The following is a 15,744-nucleotide window of genomic DNA, read 5'->3' on the forward strand; positions in this document are numbered from 1 at the left end:
AACAAAAACATTAAAATCGCTTACATGTCAAAAAGGTTCGAAATAAGCGAATTAGCTATCTAATCCGCTCATTTCCTATTTACCAAATACTATTTGTCCATTTGCAATGGTGTAAAGGACCTGTCCTTTCAGACTATCACCAACAAACGGAGAATTTGCAGACTTCGAGGCAAAATCCGCTGTGACCAACCGATTTGCATTTGGGTCAAAAATAACAAGATCAGCTGGGCCATTTTCAGCAAGATAGCCAGCATCAAGACCATAGAGCTTGGCTGGATTAATAGTCATTTTCTCCAACAATTGCACGAGTGTCAGATGCCCTTCTTCCACCAGATGCGTCAAACCAAGTGAAAGCGAAGTTTCCAAACCTGTCATTCCTGAAGGAGCTTGCGTAAGATCCTCTACATTTTTCTCATCTGCATGATGAGGTGCATGGTCCGTCGCAATGACAGAGATAACACCAGATTTCAACCCATCAATCACAGCCAAGCGATCACTTTCTAATCGTAGAGGCGGATTCATTTTAGCATTGGCACCTTTTGTTAGAAGTAAGTCCTCAGTCCGTGAAAAATGTTGTGGTGCTACTTCTGCCGTGACGTTTGCTCCGAGACCTTGAACAAATTCAACCACCTTGACCGACTCGGCTTTGGATAGATGCTGGATATGAACACGCGCACCCGTTTCATAGGCAATCATGACATCGCGAGCGACCATGCTGTATTCTGCTACGCCAGTTGCTCCACAAACATGAAAATGTTTTTCAGCTACTTGCTCGTTGAGTCCCAAGACACCATTCAGGTCAGGGTCTTCTTCATGCAGACTGATGAGACAGCCCTGCTCTTTGGCTAATTTCATAGCTTTTCTAACCACGCCAGCATTTGTCAAAGGAATACCATCGTCCGAAAAGGCCACCGCTCCAGCTTCTAGCAAAGCAGGAAAATCGGTCAGATTTTGCCCATCGAAATGATCTGTAATGGTTGCCACACTATAAATGTGAATAGCTTCTTTTTTAGCAGAATCCAATACTTCTTTTAAGGTTTCAACATTTGAAATCATCGGATTAGTGTTTGCCATCATGACAACAGAAGTAAAACCACCCGCTGCTGCAGAAAGAGCTCCTGTATGAATATCTTCTTTATGGGTCTGACCTGGCTCCCGAAAATGCACATGAACATCGACCAAACCAGGAGCAACGACTAATCCTGTCGCATCAATCACTTCTTGCTCAACATCTTCTGAAATAGACTCCGCAATCTTAACAATCTTACTTCCGTCCATCAAGATGTCGCAAACCTTGTCTAAACCGGATTGCGGATCCAATACTCGACCATTTTTCACTAATAACATTCATATTCTCCTTTGTAGTACCAAAGCCATTGCCATCTACTATCGCAGCCAATCAATTCCTGTTCTGCCTTGTGAAGTCAAGTAGGCATTTGCTTGTGAGAAGGGCTTGCTTCCAAAGAAACCTCGATAGGCTGAAAGAGGGCTTGGATGAGCAGATTCGATAACCAGATGTTTTGGATTGGTTATCAACGCCTTTTTCTTGCGAGCATAAGCACCCCAAAGAATATAGACAACAGGCTGGTCTAAGCTATTGACCACCTTAATAACAGCGTCCGTAAAAGGCTCCCAGATTTGCCCTGCATGTCCATTTGCCTGACCTGCTGGAACAGTTAAACAAGCATTGAGCAAAAGCACACCTTGTTCCGCCCATGCTGTCAAATCATGATCTTGTTTGACGCCAATATCATCCGTCAATTCTTTTAAGATGTTTTGAAGAGATGGCGGAGCTGGTACCGAGTTCGGAACAGAAAATGACAAGCCCTGTGCCTGACCAGGTCCGTGATAGGGATCCTGTCCCAAAATAACTACTTTAACCTCTTCCAAATCCGTTGTTTGAATGGCAGCAAATACCTTCTCACGAGGCGGATAAACGGTTCCACCAGCATAAACATGACCTAAAAACTGATTAATTTTACCAAAATAATGCTCTGGCAACTGTGCCTTTATCAATTCGTGCCAAGCTGAATGTTCCATAAACTGCTCCTAGTTTGAACTTTTCTCTTTAACAATATAAATCGGACGTTTCTTCGTTTCCAAGAAAACTTTTGCCAAATATTTACCGAGAATACCAATGGTCATCAACTGCAGACCTCCCAAAAATAGGATGATACAAATAGTCGACGGCCAGCCAATTGTAGGATCTCCGAACACCAAGGTTTTGAAAACCACAAAGACCATTAGAACTAGCGACAACAGGAAGGTGAAGAAACCTGTATAGGAGGCAATATTCAAAGGTGTATCTGAAAAATTGATGATTCCTTCAATAGAATAAGAAAGCAATTTCCAGAAAGACCAACTAGTTTCGCCAGCGACCCTCTCAACATTTTCATAGGGCAAGTATTCTGTTTCGAATCCAACCCAAGCAAAAATTCCTTTTGAAAAGCGATTGTATTCAGACACAGATAGAATGGCATCTACCATGTGACGACGCATGAGACGGAAATCACGGGCACCGTCTACTACCTCGACCTGGCTGATTTTATTCATCAATTTGTAGAATAATTTTGCAAAAAAGCTACGAATAGGAGGTTCACCATCACGACTGACACGACGGGTTCCAACGCAATCTAAATCTGGATTTCCATCCAACATAGCCTTCATTTCCATCAACATTTCAGGTGGATCTTGCAAATCAACATCCATGACAGTCACTAGCTCACCTTGCGCAGCTTGTAGACCTGCATAGAGAGCAGCTTCTTTCCCGAAATTCCTTGAAAAGGAAAGATAGAGAACAGCTCGGTCTTGACCAGACAATTGGCGTAAAACCGTTAATGTCCTATCTTTTGAACCATCATTGACAAAAATATACTCAAATTGTTCCCCCATCTCCTTACGAACTTTTTCCATAGCATCGTAAAAATAGGGAATTGCCTCTTCTTCATTAAAACAAGGCACGATAACTGAAATCATGTTCTTCTCCTCATACGGTCAATTATTGTATTCTCAAAATACGTTAAAGACTATTATACCATTTTACAGGATAAGTTCCCAGAAATCGTGCGTTGGCTCGTTTTAAATCTAGTCTTCCTGCCAAGTTTCTTGATTTTGACGGAACTTTTTAAGCAGATTCAAACCATCTGCATTGATATATCCCTGTACTTTTGCGACCTTGATTAACTCTGAATAATTGCTAAGCGTCACCAATTTCACACCAGCATTATCAAAATTACGATCTGCCTTTGGCAATTCATAGGTAAAGATTGCCACAACACCAATAACGTCAGCGCCTTCACGCTCAGCTGCTGCTACGGCATCTAGAACAGACCCTCCAGTAGAAATCAGGTCTTCAACGACAACCATTTTTTGTCCCTTGACGATGCGACCCTCTAATTGATTCCCTGCACCATGGTCTTTTGGTTTGCTACGGATATATGCAAATGGCAAATTCATCCTATCTGCAATGATAGCACCATGAGGAATACCTGCTGTGGCAGTTCCGGCAATCACCTCAACCTCAGGAAATTCTTCTTCGATACGCTGAACAAAGCCATCTTCAATCAAATTTCGAGTTTCAGGATAAGATAGTGTAATACGATTATCTGTATAGATAGGGGATTTGATACCTGATGCCCATGTAAATGGCTTTTCTGGACGCAGATGAACTGCCTTAATATCCAATAAGTGTGATGCGATTTCTGTTGCTAGTGTCATAATAGACCTCCTTCTAAATGCGTACCATTCCAACATGACCATCCCGCCGAATGGCCTGTCACTCCTAAAGTACTGGTTCAATCTATGAACCCTATAAAAAACTATATTTATCCCTGTTGAATTCTTACAGACTTCTCCTAGTCCACCATTTCAATCCATGAATCAAAATACTGTTCAATGAAATTGGTTTTCTCTTTTATTTCTGTCACGGTAAGTTTTTCATCAAGACCTGTCAGAACCCATTTATCCTCGACATCATCTCTGCGATGTATTATCGCGACCAATTTCCCCTCGAAAGCTGTCAAGGGCTGCCGAACAGCTTTGGAAATGATGTAAACATCTTGCTCTTCACCATCTCCAGCCAATAGATTTGGGACGTAGCCGTAATTAATGGGGTACTGGTTGCCAAATTTATCAATATACCCGATAGGTCTATCGATTATAATCTGATAAATCTTATCCACGATTCCACTCCTCTTTAATAGACAAATAGGTCTGGTAAGGATGTTCTGATTTTGTAATCGGGCGACCTACTACGATGTAATCACTACCGATTCGAGCAGCATCTGCTGGTGTCATAACTCGTTTCTGATCGCCTACTTCACCGCCAGTCGGACGAATCCCTGGCGTCAGGCACACAAAATCAGAACTCGTAGCATCTTTAATCAAAGCCACCTCATGCGCTGAACAAACCACCCCATCAAGACCAGCTTCTTGTGCTCTTTGAGCATAATGAACAACTGCTTCCTGCAAACTAGTCTGTATATTCTGGTCCGTTCTCATCTGCTCTTCTGAGGTAGAGGTCAACTGAGTGACCGCTATTAAAACAGCATCCTTACCCAATCCCCTTCGTGCTGCCCGCATCATCTCAACACCACCAGCAGCGTGAATGTTGGTCATATCCACACCGAGTTTTGCCAAGACTTTCATAGCAGACTCGACGGTATTAGGAATATCATGCAGTTTCAAATCTAGAAAAATACTGTGACCGCAGCCTTTCAAATAATTGATAATACCTGGTCCCTCCGCATAATACAACTCCATTCCAACCTTTACATAGAGTTTCTCATCTGGTGGGAACTGTTCCAGAAAAGACTGAACTTCTTCTTTACCTGCAAAGTCAAGGGCAATAATTGGTCTTGTTTCTTTCATAAAATCCTTTCATTTACACAAAAATCCCTGCCAAATCGGTCAGGGATGTGCACGAATTCAGCTTGAAAATCACCTTTCAAGCATATTACATGACACCTTCCTAGCCTCTCTGGACTTAATTAAAGGAGATATTTTCTTTATATTACTCTTTTATTTTACCTTTGTCAACGCTTACCCAAGCTATGTCTAATTTCTCGGCGTAAATTTTCTAGGGTGTCAATCCCATAAACATCCATGCGTTCGGGTAAATCCTTGATAATAGTTGGACAGGCAAATGGGTCTGTAAAATTGGCCGTTCCAACTCCAATCGCTGAAGCTCCTGCAATCATCATCTCTAAAGCCTTGTCAGCCGAATCCACACCACCCATGCCAATGATAGGAAGGTTGGTCATCTGAGCTACCTGACGAATGAGTTTGAGGGCAATAGGAAAGACTGCTGGACCTGACATTCCTCCTGTACCATTTGCCAAGATTGGCTGGCGATTTTTAAGATTGAAACGCATACCAACCAAGGTATTTATCATCGTCAAGCCAGTCGCTCCAGCATCCTCAGCAGCCTTGGCCAACAGGGTTATGTCTGCCACACTTGGTGTCAGCTTAACGTAAACAGGTACAGATGAGGCTTCAACTGCTGCTCTTACTGCTTGATAGGCTAATTCTGGCACCTGACCAATTAGCAAACCATTGTTGCCATGGTCCACATTGGGACAGGAAATATTTAGTTCAATGGCTTTTACATTTGGAGCCTTTGAAATTTTCCCTGATACATAGGCATATTCCTCATTGGAAAAGCCAGCTACATTGGCAATGATGGGCAAATCTGGGAAATGTTTCTCTAACCATGGTAATTTTTCGGATAAGACCGCCTCAACACCCGGATTTTGAAGTCCAATGGCATTGAGCATACCTGCTGGTGTCTCGGCTACACGGGGAGTCGCATTGCCATAACGAGGATGACGGGTAGTCGCCTTAATCATAATGGATCCAAGCTGGTTAAGGTCATAATAATCTGCATACTCCTGACCAAAACCGAAGCAACCAGAGGCTGGAATGATGGGATTTTTCAAGTCCAAGCCTGGTAAGGAAATCGCTAATCGTTTTGTCATTTCAACCTCCTATAAAATCAGACTACCAGTTGCAAAGACTGGACCTTCCTTGCAGACACGCTTGTTCTCGTGTTCTTGTCCCTCTTTGGGTTTGACAACACAGGCATAGCACGCCCCCATCCCGCAAGCCATCCTAGCCTCCAGTGAAATGTAGGCATGAGGATGTTCCTGAAAGCGTTGATCAACATAGTTCATCATAGCTGGCGCCCCACATGAGTAAATGGCTGCAAACTCGTTTGTCAGCTCTTCAACGACCGTTGCGACATTCCCCTTACGCCCATAGGAACCATCAGCCGTTGTGACATAAACTTGACCATACTTAGCTAATTCCTCTTCCAAAATGACGACTTCTTTGGTGGCAAAGCCAATGACTGACGTGACATTGACACCACGGAGCGCAGCCTGTTTGGCCACTTCCACCAAGGGAGGAACACCGATTCCTCCGCCAATGAGGAGAATGCGGTCACCTGCTTTAAGAAAGTCTACTTCAAATCCTTTCCCAAGCGGTCCCATAACATCCAAATACTGCCCAACAGTCATTTTCGAAAAGACTTCCGTCCCTTGACCTTCCACTCGGTAAATAATCCGACATTGAGACTTATTCCGATCAATCTCGGAAATAGAAATCGGTCTCCGCAAGAGCATGGAATCATCCGGCACACGAATATGGATAAATTGTCCCATTTTCATATCTTGGACCATATCACCCTGCAAGATCATAGCAAAAATTCGTGGTGCTAGTTGGACTTGATCCACCAGTAACATCTGTTCTTTTAAAATCATCTTTTCTCCTATTCTATATAACAATGACACAGAAAACAAGAAAGTCGATATAGAGAAAAAACCTTGCTGGCTAGCAAGGTTACACGAAAAGAAGGCAGTATTTGCCCTATTTATCACGTTCCCTTCTTCGCCTCTCTGGACTCAGTTAAAGGATATATTTTCAGCATTATACATTTTTTAGAATAATTTGTCAAATCATGTTACAATAGAGGTATGAGAATCCAACAATTATACTATATTATCAAAATTGCAGAAACAGGCAGTATGAATGAGGCTGCCAAACAACTCTTCATTACCCAACCCAGCCTTTCCAACGCTGTAAGAGACCTGGAAAAAGAAATGAAAATTAAAATCTTTTTCCGTAATTCTAAGGGCATTACCCTGACAAAGGATGGCATGGAGTTTCTTTCCTACGCTCGTCAAATTGTTGAGCAGACCGAACTATTGGAAGATCGCTATAAAAATCCTAATGCAAAACGCCAACTCTTCAGCGTATCTTCCCAACACTATGCCTTTGTGGTTAACGCCTTTGTCTCGCTTTTGAAAGAAACTGAGATGGAAGATTATGAACTCTTCCTACGTGAAACACGGACCTGGGAAATCATTGATGACGTTAAGAATTTTCGCTCAGAAATCGGAGTGCTTTTCCTCAACCATTTCAACCGTGATGTTCTGCTGAAACTTTTGGATGACAATCGACTATCCTATACAACTCTCTTCACTGCCAAACCACATGTATTTGTCAGCAAAACCAATCCTTTGGCACAAAGAAAGTCAATCACTCTCGATGATTTGGTAGATTTCCCCTATCTCAGCTACGAGCAAGGTATTCACAACTCCTTCTACTTTGCAGAAGAAATTCTAGCCCAGGAACACCATAAAAAATCGATTGTCGTATCTGACCGTGCCACACTCTTCAATCTCTTAATCGGTCTAGATGGCTATACAATCGCAACAGGTATCCTCAATTCAAATCTTAACGGAGATAATATTGTATCAATTCCTCTGGAATTTGATGATGAAATCGAATTGGTCTATATTCAACACGAAAAGGCATTGCTGTCCGATATGGGAGAAAAATTCATCAATTACCTACTTGAAGAGGTAAAATTCGACCAAAAATAAATACAATTTTATATAGACAAACAAAATACAATATGTTACGATACATTTATGAAAGACGTTGAAAAGAAAAATGAAAGTAATTCACTTTTCTTTGAGGAAACGCTTTCATTTTTTTGTATTCTATGCTATAATACATGTATCATATATATTAAGGAGTGGTTAGATGGCTCAAAATAAAATGTTAGCTATGATTCTTGCTGGTGGACGTGGAACACGCCTAGAAGGGTTGACAAAAAAAGTCGCCAAACCAGCGGTCGCATTTGGCGGAAAGTACCGCATTATTGACTTTCCTCTCAGTAACTGTGCAAACTCAGGTATTGATATTGTCGGAGTTTTGACTCAGTATGAGCCTGTTCTCTTGAACTCATACGTTGCACAGTCTCAACGTTGGGGACTTGATGTACAAGGATCTGGCGTCTTTGTATTACCACCGAGTGAAAAAATCGAAGGTTTCGGACTTTACAAAGGTACAGCCGACGCTATTACACAGAACATTGATTTCATTGATCTTCACGATCCAGAGTACGTATTGATTTTGTCTGGTGACCACATCTATAAGATGAACTACGACAAACTCCTTGATACACATATTCAGAAAAAAGCAGATGCCACGATTGCGGTTATCGAAGTTCCGATCAAAGAAGCTTCACGTTTTGGTATCATGAATACGGACGAAGATTACCGTATTGAAGAATTTGAAGAAAAACCAGAAAATCCTAAGAGCAATTTAGCATCAATGGGTATCTATATCTTCACTTGGAAGACCTTGAAAAAGTACCTTCAAGAAGATGACAAATTGGATACTTCATCTCACGATTTTGGGCACGACATCATTCCGAAATACTTAGAAGATGGCCGCACTCTCATTGCCCATCCATTCCGTGGTTATTGGAAAGACGTAGGTACCGTTAACAGCCTCTGGGAATCCAATATGGACTTGATTGATCACGCTGGAGATTTGGACCTTTCTGACCGCTCATGGAGAATCTATTCAGAAGACAAGGGCTCACCTGCTCAGGTGATCGGTGCAACTGCAACGGTTAAATCTGCCTATATTGATAAAGGGGCAATCATCGATGGTACTGTAGAACATTCTGTTATTTCAACAGATGTGCAAGTCAACCAAAATGCCGTAGTAAAAAATTCTGTCATCCTACCTGGTGCTATTATCGGCGAGGGGGTTGAACTTGACTACGTCATCGTCGCTGAAAATATTAAAATTGCCGACGGAGTTAAACTCACAGGAGACATCGACCATATCCTCTTGATTGACAAGAATGTGACCAAGTAAGAAAGGACTGCTATGCTAAGAAATACTCTCGGAATTGTAAATATTGAAGGAAACAACGTACATTTTGGTGACGTGATGAAGCACCGTGGCGTACAAGCTTTCGGTTTCTTAGGTCGTTATCGCCTAATCGACTTTGCTCTATCCAATATGTCAAACTCTGGAATTACAGAATTCCAAGTATACATGCCTGCCGAAATGCGTTCAACAATTCAGCACGTTGGTACAGGAAAACACTATAATATCAACAGCAAACGCGGTACCCTTCGCTTGCTCAATAGCGCAACAGACCCAAATAGTGTCTATCGTCACGATATTAATGCCTTCACAGAAAACATCCACTACATCGAAAATTCTACAAAAGATTATGTGCTAGTTGCTCCATCTTACTTCATCTATAGCCAGGATTTTTCAAAAGTCATGGATGACCATATCGCAACGGATGCTGATATTACCGTTCTTTATAAAAACGTTTCAGATGCTAAAGAAAATTTCATCGGCTGCCAAACTCTCAAATTTGGTGAAGACCGTCGTGTCGTAGCTTTTGAGGAAAACCACGGTAAATATAAAAACCGTCCCGTTTCCCTTGAAGCCTACATTATGAAACGGACTACATTTATCGACTTGATTAAACGTGCTAACAAAGTGTCGTCTCTCTACTGGTTAAAAGATATTTTACGTGATACAGTTGACCAGTACAAGATTATGGGCTATGCACATCGTGATTATGTCGCATGTATCAATACGACCGCTTCCTACTTCAATACTCAAATTGAATTGATTGACCAAGATACCCGCAAACTCCTCTTCAAACATGATTGGCCAATCCATACTCAAACAAGTGATAGCTCACCATGTTTGTATGGTCCATTGGCAGAAGTCAAACGTAGCCTGATTTCAAATGGAGCGAACATCAATGGTCAAGTCGAAAATTCAGTCATTGACCGCGATGTTATCATTGAAGAAGGTGTTGTTATCAAAAACTCAATCATTCTCAATGGCGTGACAATCAAGAGTGGGGCGAATATTGAAAATGCAATTATCGATAAAGCAACTAAAATTATTCACCCAATTGACATCAAGGGAAGCGAAACTTCGCCTTCATACTTGAAACCACACCAAATCATTTAGGAGCTAACATGACAAAAAAATCTGTTCTCTTTGTAGCATCCGAGGGACTTCCCTTCATCAAGACTGGCGGATTGGCTGATGTTATTGGCTCTTTACCCAAAGAATTGGTAAAACAGGGTTTAGATGTCCGAGTTGTTCTACCACTCTACAAAAAAATTGCAGTAAACAATCACTCTGATTTCGATTACGTATCAAGTTTTGATGTGCGGGCTGGCGACATCCAATCTATGGCAAATGTTTACAGTCAGGTTGTTGATGGAGTGACATTCTATTTTATTGAGCACCGCGATTTCTTTGAACGCGATGAACTATATGGGTACGACGATGATGCCATGCGTTTTGGCTATTTCCAACATGCTACATGTCGTCTGTTAGAAGCACTTCATTTCTTCCCGGATGTCATGCACACACATGACTGGCACACTGCTGCCCTTCCATTCCTTTGCCGTACTTTCTATAGCTACCGCGAAGAATTCCGCAATATCAAGCATGTATTCACTATTCATAACTTGGCTTTTCAAGGTATTTTCCACAAACAAGCACTTTGGTCAGCGCTTGGCATGGACTATAGCTACTATTTGGATGGCATTGCACGTTTTCATGATGAATGTATCAGCTTCATGAAGCTTGGTATCCTATACGCTGACAAGGTTACTACAGTTTCTGAAACTTATGCTCGCGAAATCCTAACGGAAGAATTCGGCGAAAACATGCAACATGTACTAGAGTTGCGCAAATATGACTTGGTTGGTATTGTCAATGGTATCGACTATGACAGTTGGGATAGTCAAACAGACCAGTACCTTGTGAGAAATTATAGTCTTGAAACTATTGAAAGTAAAAAGGCTAATAAACTGGCCCTGCAAGCACAATTTGCCCTTCCACAAGATGAGAATGTCCTATTGATAGGTATTGTCTCTCGTTTGACATGGCAAAAAGGGTTCTACCTCTTGACCGAGGTACTTGGCCATCTTCTTCAAGCCCATGTCCAATTTGTTATCTTAGGTAATGGTGAGGAAGACATTGAAAATGCCTTTAATCACTTTAAACACGCTTATCCTGATAAATTTGCATTCTACCGTGGTTACAATGAACCACTTGCCCACCAAATTTATGCAGCAAGTGATCTCTTCCTCATGCCTTCTATGTTTGAACCATGCGGCATTAGCCAGTTGATTTCAATGCACTACGGAACACTCCCTCTAGTGCGTGAAACAGGTGGCTTGGTTGATACTGTAGCACCATACAATATGTCTACCAAGGAAGGAACTGGTTTTAGCTTTGGAGGGCGTGACGCTTACAATATGCGACAAGTCTATGATTTAGCCCTTCAAACCTACTATGACCGTCCCGATGACTGGTATGCCATGGTTGAACAAGCTATGAAGCGTGATTTTAGTTGGACAGCTTCGGCAGAGAAATACATCTGGCTCTACCGTGAAATTAGTGGTTAGGAAATAAGATGAAAAAATAAACTGAATCGGAGTGTGACCCTAGTCCACTCCTTTTCGGCAATGGAGATTGCTATGACAGAATTTACTGACCTAGATTTATATTATATGAATGCTGGTGAGCATACCACTCTTTACGAAAAAATGGGTGCTCATATTATAAAAGAACGAAACAAAATTATCGGAACCCAATTTCGTGTCTATGCCCCAAATGCCAGAGAAGTATTCTTAGTTGGCAACTTTAACGAGTGGCAACGCAGTCACTCTATGGAGCGTGAAATTGATGGAGTATTTCAACTTTATGTAGACGGATTAAAATCCCTTGAAGATTATAAATACCTGATTATCACACACGATGGGCGTGAAATATATAAGGCTGACCCTTATGCATTTTTCAGCCAAGTTCGTCCAGACACTGCCTCTACAACCTACAATTCGCGTTATAAATTCAAAGATGACATCTGGATGTATAATCGTGTTAACTATGATTTTAAAGAACAGCCAGTATCCATCTACGAGGTGCACTTAGGTTCGTGGAAGCAAAAATTTGCTAATAAAAATGAAGAAGGAGCTCCTGTAGAAGCTTTCAATAGTTATAAGGAAATTACTCCACTTCTCATCGAACATATCAGGGAAAATAACTACACACATATTGAATTATTGCCAATTACCGAGCATCCTCTCGATGCGTCTTGGGGCTATCAGGTAACAGGCTACTACAGTCCAACTAGTCGCTATGGCAAGCCAGATGAACTTAAGTATTTAGTTGACCAATGTCACCAAGCAGGAATCGGAGTGATCCTTGACTGGGTACCACTTCATTTCTGTAAAGATGCTCACGGGCTCTACCAGTTTGATGGTAGTTGGCTATACGAATACTCCTACGAACAAGACCGTGAAAACCACCAGTGGGGGACTGCTAATTTTGACCTTGGAAAAGGACTGACTCGTTCTTTCCTTCTTTCTAATTTAAAATACTGGTTGGAATATTTCCATTTTGATGGCATCCGTGTTGATGCACTATCTTATCTCCTCTATTGGCGTGGTGAAACAGATGAAGATAAGATAAATCATGCCGCAATTGACTTTATCAAACGTGTCAATGCCATGGTCCATACCGACTATAAGGGAGTCCTGATGATTGCTGAAGACTCTTCAAGCTTCCCTAAAGTCACACATCCTCTAGAAGATGGCGGTATTGGATTTGATATGAAATGGGATCTGGGCTGGATGAATGATACACTAAAATTCGTGGAACGCCCTGCTATTTATCGAAAATATCACTCAAATGAAATCACTTTTGGTATGTACTATAACCAAAACGAGCAATTCTTACTACCACTTTCGCACGACGAAGTTGTTCATGGGAAGCACTCCATTATCGAGAAGATGAATGGCGACTACGAAGATAAGTTCCATCTGGCTCGAGTCTACTACAGCTTCTACTTTGCCCATCCTGGAAAGAAATTACTCTTCATGGGAAATGAATGGGGTCACATCCGTGAATGGCACGAATATACAGAAATGGACTGGGGACTACTACAATTTCCAATCCACCATTCTTTCTATCAAATGATGAAAACACTATCTACTTTCTATAAAGAACATGATGCTTTCTGGAAATATGACTACCAAGCCTATGAAAAAGGATTTAATTGGGTAAAAATAGATGAAGAAGCAAGCCTGTATGTTTTTTCTCGCACTAGTGATGAGCAAGAAATCTTGACTATTCATAACTTTAATGATCAAGAACTGTTTGATGTACACTTGGATTTGCCAGCTAACAGCGAATATAAACTTGTCTTCTCATCTAATGCTATTCCAATAGACACATTTAGCCTCTATCCCGATGAAAATGGAGCCAGAATTACTGTACCACGTTTGACCAGTTTCTATCTAGAGCGTGTGAAATAATTATCTGTAAAAAATGGAGTATTGAACCGACCCCAATTTTCTGTCTAACTTTTGGGGTGTGGCTCACTTACTCCATTCTTTTTGCATGCAAAAACAACCATCGTTTCCGATGATTGTTCGTTTCTCTTATTCAACACTTGTATATGTTGCAGCCTTCTCAAGGAAACTATCAAACTCACCACTTACTTTTACTTCTGCGATAACCTTGTCTATCGCAGTTTTTAATTCTGTACTACCTTTTGGCAAAGCAATGACTTTCGAATTCTCATCAATCGTTGGAAATTCAACGGATGCAACGACTAAATCTGAATTCTGTGAAACATAACCAGCAGCAACTGGAGAATCCATTAAAATAGCATCAACTTTTCCTGATTTGAGCTCATTTACAGCTTCACCCATCAAGGTTAAAGAAATTAGGTTAGCTTGGCTAATGTTTTCCTGTGCATAGGATTCTTGTGTTGAACCCTTTTGTACCGCGAGAGTTTTCCCGCTCATAGCATCAATTGAAGTGAGTGAATTGGCGCTATCTTTTTTGATAAGTAATACATCAGAAATTTGATAGTAACTTTCAGAGAAATCAAAAACTTTTGCACGCTCTTCCGAATAAGATAGACCAGCAATTGCAATATCAGCTTTGCCATTTTGAACGCTAGACAATACATTGTCAAAACTCATTGCTGAAACTTCAAGCTTGACCCCAAGTTCGTCGGCTATTTTTTGAGCCAACATGATATCTGCACCAACAACTTCATTCTTTCCATCAACTAGTGCCTGAAACTCGAATGGAGCATAGTCTGGACTAGTTGCCACTACCAATGTACCTTTTTCTTTAATTTTATCTAATGCGGATTGTGATGACGTCGAAGAACAAGCTGCCAATGTCAGTCCTGCTAAAACTGTTGCTGCTAATGCCAAGATTTTTTTCATATTTCCTAAATACCTTCTCTTTATTTTAATAAAATACTTATTCTAAAAAAACACAAGCGTATTGATTTTCATTGTATTTTCTTGCAATTTTTCAGAATGTATTCTCATTTTAATTCATTTTTATACATTTGTCAAGAAAATATTATTTTTATTCACTTTAATTGTATAAAATTTAATTGTTGGAAATGGATAATTCATAGGCTTCTTGAACAAATTGATCCATCTGTCCAGATTCCACTAGTTTTGTAATGACAGAGTCAACTTTTTCCTTTAAAGCCGTACTTCCTTTTGGCAAGGCAATAGCATAGGCATCTGAATAGCTACTTTTTATCTCAGTATCTAAAATAACCAAATCATCATTTTGGGCAACATAGGCTTTCGCAATCGGCTCTTCAAAAATAACTGCTTCTACCTTCTGTGATTTTAATTGATTAATTAGCTCGCCGTTCGAAGCTAGAGCAATAACCGTGGAGGACGGAAGCTGTTCTTTAATAATTTGTTCTTGAATAGAACCTTTTTGTGCTCCTATATTTGCCTCAGCTAGAGAATCAAGCGATGTATATTGTGCAAGATCCTCTTTATTTATAATAACTTTATTGGTCGAGGTGTAGTAAGGAATGGAAAAATCATACACTTTTGCACGCTCTTCAGTGGCTGAAATTCCTGAAATAGCAATATCCGATTGCCCTGACTGGACATTGTTCAAAACATTATCAAAACTCATCGCTGAAAATTCGACTTCTACACCCAATTCTTGACCAATGGCTTTTGCAAGCTCAATGTCAGCTCCAACGATTGTATCTTTGCCATCAACCAGTGTTCTAAACTCAAATGGTGGAAATTCTGGATTCAATGCAACAATTAGTTTTCCCTTTTCCTGAACATCCTTCAAAGAAGTATCTTCTTGAGTAACATTTCCACTACAAGCACTTAGGGTCATCGTTGCCAACAAAACCAATCCCGTCATAATATATTTTTTCATCATCATATTCTCCTTTAAAATAATCCTGTGCATACTTATACCGTTTTTTTATATAAAATATCGGAGTCTCATTGTAGCAAAATGCATATTTTTTCTCCTTTTTTGAAAGATAAAATCATTTTATGTTATTTTTATACATTTGTCAACTCATTTGTTGTATTTTTATTC

15 protein-coding genes are annotated in these 15,744 nt (G+C 40.6%); 5 read left to right on the plus strand and 10 right to left on the minus strand.

Translation table 11 applies throughout. The annotated features are described in order from the left end of the window. Positions 1-75 precede the first annotated feature (75 nt). From NOL38_RS03320 to NOL38_RS03355, 8 genes are all read right to left on the minus strand, one after another. A complete protein-coding gene (locus NOL38_RS03320; protein WP_277941367.1) occupies positions 76-1,347 on the minus strand; it encodes a dihydroorotase in 1,272 nt (423 codons plus the stop codon). A 39-nt stretch (positions 1,348-1,386) separates the two neighbouring features. Continuing rightward, a complete protein-coding gene (locus NOL38_RS03325; RefSeq protein WP_277941368.1) occupies positions 1,387-2,040 on the minus strand; it encodes a uracil-DNA glycosylase in 654 nt (217 codons plus the stop codon). Between the two features lie 9 nt (positions 2,041-2,049). Then, positions 2,050-2,976, minus strand: a complete 927-nt coding sequence (locus tag NOL38_RS03330) for a glycosyltransferase family 2 protein (RefSeq protein ID WP_277941369.1) — start codon at positions 2,974-2,976, stop codon at positions 2,050-2,052. A 108-nt stretch (positions 2,977-3,084) separates the two neighbouring features. Continuing rightward, a complete protein-coding gene (gene pyrE / locus NOL38_RS03335) occupies positions 3,085-3,717 on the minus strand; it encodes an orotate phosphoribosyltransferase (protein WP_014637891.1) in 633 nt (210 codons plus the stop codon). 137 nt (positions 3,718-3,854) lie between these two features. Beyond that, positions 3,855-4,181 (minus strand): inorganic diphosphatase, encoded by a 327-nt coding sequence (locus NOL38_RS03340; protein ID WP_014637009.1) that lies wholly within the window; start codon positions 4,179-4,181, stop codon positions 3,855-3,857. Further along, positions 4,174-4,869 carry an orotidine-5'-phosphate decarboxylase gene (pyrF, locus tag NOL38_RS03345; protein WP_172101375.1) on the minus strand — a complete coding sequence of 232 codons (696 nt, stop codon included), beginning with the start codon at positions 4,867-4,869 and terminating at the stop codon, positions 4,174-4,176. Before pyrF ends, NOL38_RS03340 begins: the two co-directional genes overlap by 8 nt. A gap of 164 nt (positions 4,870-5,033) precedes the next feature. Continuing rightward, positions 5,034-5,975, minus strand: coding sequence for a dihydroorotate dehydrogenase (locus tag NOL38_RS03350; protein WP_277941370.1), 942 nt, complete (start codon positions 5,973-5,975; stop codon positions 5,034-5,036). Between the two features lie 9 nt (positions 5,976-5,984). After that, positions 5,985-6,797 carry a dihydroorotate dehydrogenase electron transfer subunit gene (locus NOL38_RS03355; RefSeq protein WP_425244230.1) on the minus strand — a complete coding sequence of 271 codons (813 nt, stop codon included), beginning with the start codon at positions 6,795-6,797 and terminating at the stop codon, positions 5,985-5,987. A 174-nt stretch (positions 6,798-6,971) separates the two neighbouring features. Between NOL38_RS03355 and NOL38_RS03360 the strand changes: the two genes are divergently transcribed. The 5 genes from NOL38_RS03360 (at position 6,972) to glgB (ending at position 13,667) form a co-directional block, all read left to right on the plus strand. After that, entirely contained in the window at positions 6,972-7,883 is a 912-nt protein-coding gene (locus tag NOL38_RS03360) for a LysR family transcriptional regulator (RefSeq protein ID WP_012775137.1), read from the plus strand. Between the two features lie 163 nt (positions 7,884-8,046). Continuing rightward, positions 8,047-9,174 (plus strand): glucose-1-phosphate adenylyltransferase, encoded by a 1,128-nt coding sequence (locus NOL38_RS03365; protein WP_013730373.1) that lies wholly within the window; start codon positions 8,047-8,049, stop codon positions 9,172-9,174. Positions 9,175-9,186: 12 nt separating this feature from the next. Continuing rightward, positions 9,187-10,302, plus strand: coding sequence for a glucose-1-phosphate adenylyltransferase subunit GlgD (gene glgD, locus NOL38_RS03370; RefSeq protein WP_011922501.1), 1,116 nt, complete (start codon positions 9,187-9,189; stop codon positions 10,300-10,302). Between the two features lie 8 nt (positions 10,303-10,310). Further along, entirely contained in the window at positions 10,311-11,756 is a 1,446-nt protein-coding gene (glgA, locus tag NOL38_RS03375; RefSeq protein WP_009909891.1) for a glycogen synthase GlgA, read from the plus strand. A gap of 72 nt (positions 11,757-11,828) precedes the next feature. Then, positions 11,829-13,667 carry a 1,4-alpha-glucan branching protein GlgB gene (gene glgB / locus NOL38_RS03380; RefSeq protein ID WP_277941371.1) on the plus strand — a complete coding sequence of 613 codons (1,839 nt, stop codon included), beginning with the start codon at positions 11,829-11,831 and terminating at the stop codon, positions 13,665-13,667. A 126-nt stretch (positions 13,668-13,793) separates the two neighbouring features. Here the strand turns inward: glgB and NOL38_RS03385 are convergent, their stop codons facing one another. After that, positions 13,794-14,594 carry a transporter substrate-binding domain-containing protein gene (locus NOL38_RS03385; protein WP_277941372.1) on the minus strand — a complete coding sequence of 267 codons (801 nt, stop codon included), beginning with the start codon at positions 14,592-14,594 and terminating at the stop codon, positions 13,794-13,796. 172 nt (positions 14,595-14,766) lie between these two features. Further along, positions 14,767-15,576, minus strand: a complete 810-nt coding sequence (locus NOL38_RS03390; RefSeq protein WP_425244229.1) for a transporter substrate-binding domain-containing protein — start codon at positions 15,574-15,576, stop codon at positions 14,767-14,769. Positions 15,577-15,744 lie beyond the last annotated feature (168 nt).

This window comes from Streptococcus suis (genome assembly GCF_029616525.1).
Classification (GTDB): domain Bacteria; phylum Bacillota; class Bacilli; order Lactobacillales; family Streptococcaceae; genus Streptococcus; species Streptococcus suis_AF.

Excerpts from the sequence above, each read along its gene's own strand:
- NOL38_RS03320 (WP_277941367.1), bottom strand. The coding sequence starts at position 1,347 with ATGTTATTAGTGAAAAATGGTCGAGTATTGGATCCGCAATCCGGTTTA.
- NOL38_RS03390 (WP_425244229.1), bottom strand. The coding sequence starts at position 15,576 with ATGAAAAAATATATTATGACGGGATTGGTTTTGTTGGCAACGATGACC.
- NOL38_RS03360 (WP_012775137.1), top strand. The coding sequence starts at position 6,972 with ATGAGAATCCAACAATTATACTATATTATCAAAATTGCAGAAACAGGC.
- glgB (WP_277941371.1), top strand. The coding sequence starts at position 11,829 with ATGACAGAATTTACTGACCTAGATTTATATTATATGAATGCTGGTGAG.
- NOL38_RS03325 (WP_277941368.1), bottom strand. The coding sequence starts at position 2,040 with ATGGAACATTCAGCTTGGCACGAATTGATAAAGGCACAGTTGCCAGAG.
- NOL38_RS03385 (WP_277941372.1), bottom strand. The coding sequence starts at position 14,594 with ATGAAAAAAATCTTGGCATTAGCAGCAACAGTTTTAGCAGGACTGACA.
- pyrE (WP_014637891.1), bottom strand. The coding sequence starts at position 3,717 with ATGACACTAGCAACAGAAATCGCATCACACTTATTGGATATTAAGGCA.
- NOL38_RS03330 (WP_277941369.1), bottom strand. The coding sequence starts at position 2,976 with ATGATTTCAGTTATCGTGCCTTGTTTTAATGAAGAAGAGGCAATTCCC.
- pyrF (WP_172101375.1), bottom strand. The coding sequence starts at position 4,869 with ATGAAAGAAACAAGACCAATTATTGCCCTTGACTTTGCAGGTAAAGAA.
- NOL38_RS03350 (WP_277941370.1), bottom strand. The coding sequence starts at position 5,975 with ATGACAAAACGATTAGCGATTTCCTTACCAGGCTTGGACTTGAAAAAT.
- glgA (WP_009909891.1), top strand. The coding sequence starts at position 10,311 with ATGACAAAAAAATCTGTTCTCTTTGTAGCATCCGAGGGACTTCCCTTC.
- glgD (WP_011922501.1), top strand. The coding sequence starts at position 9,187 with ATGCTAAGAAATACTCTCGGAATTGTAAATATTGAAGGAAACAACGTA.
- NOL38_RS03365 (WP_013730373.1), top strand. The coding sequence starts at position 8,047 with ATGGCTCAAAATAAAATGTTAGCTATGATTCTTGCTGGTGGACGTGGA.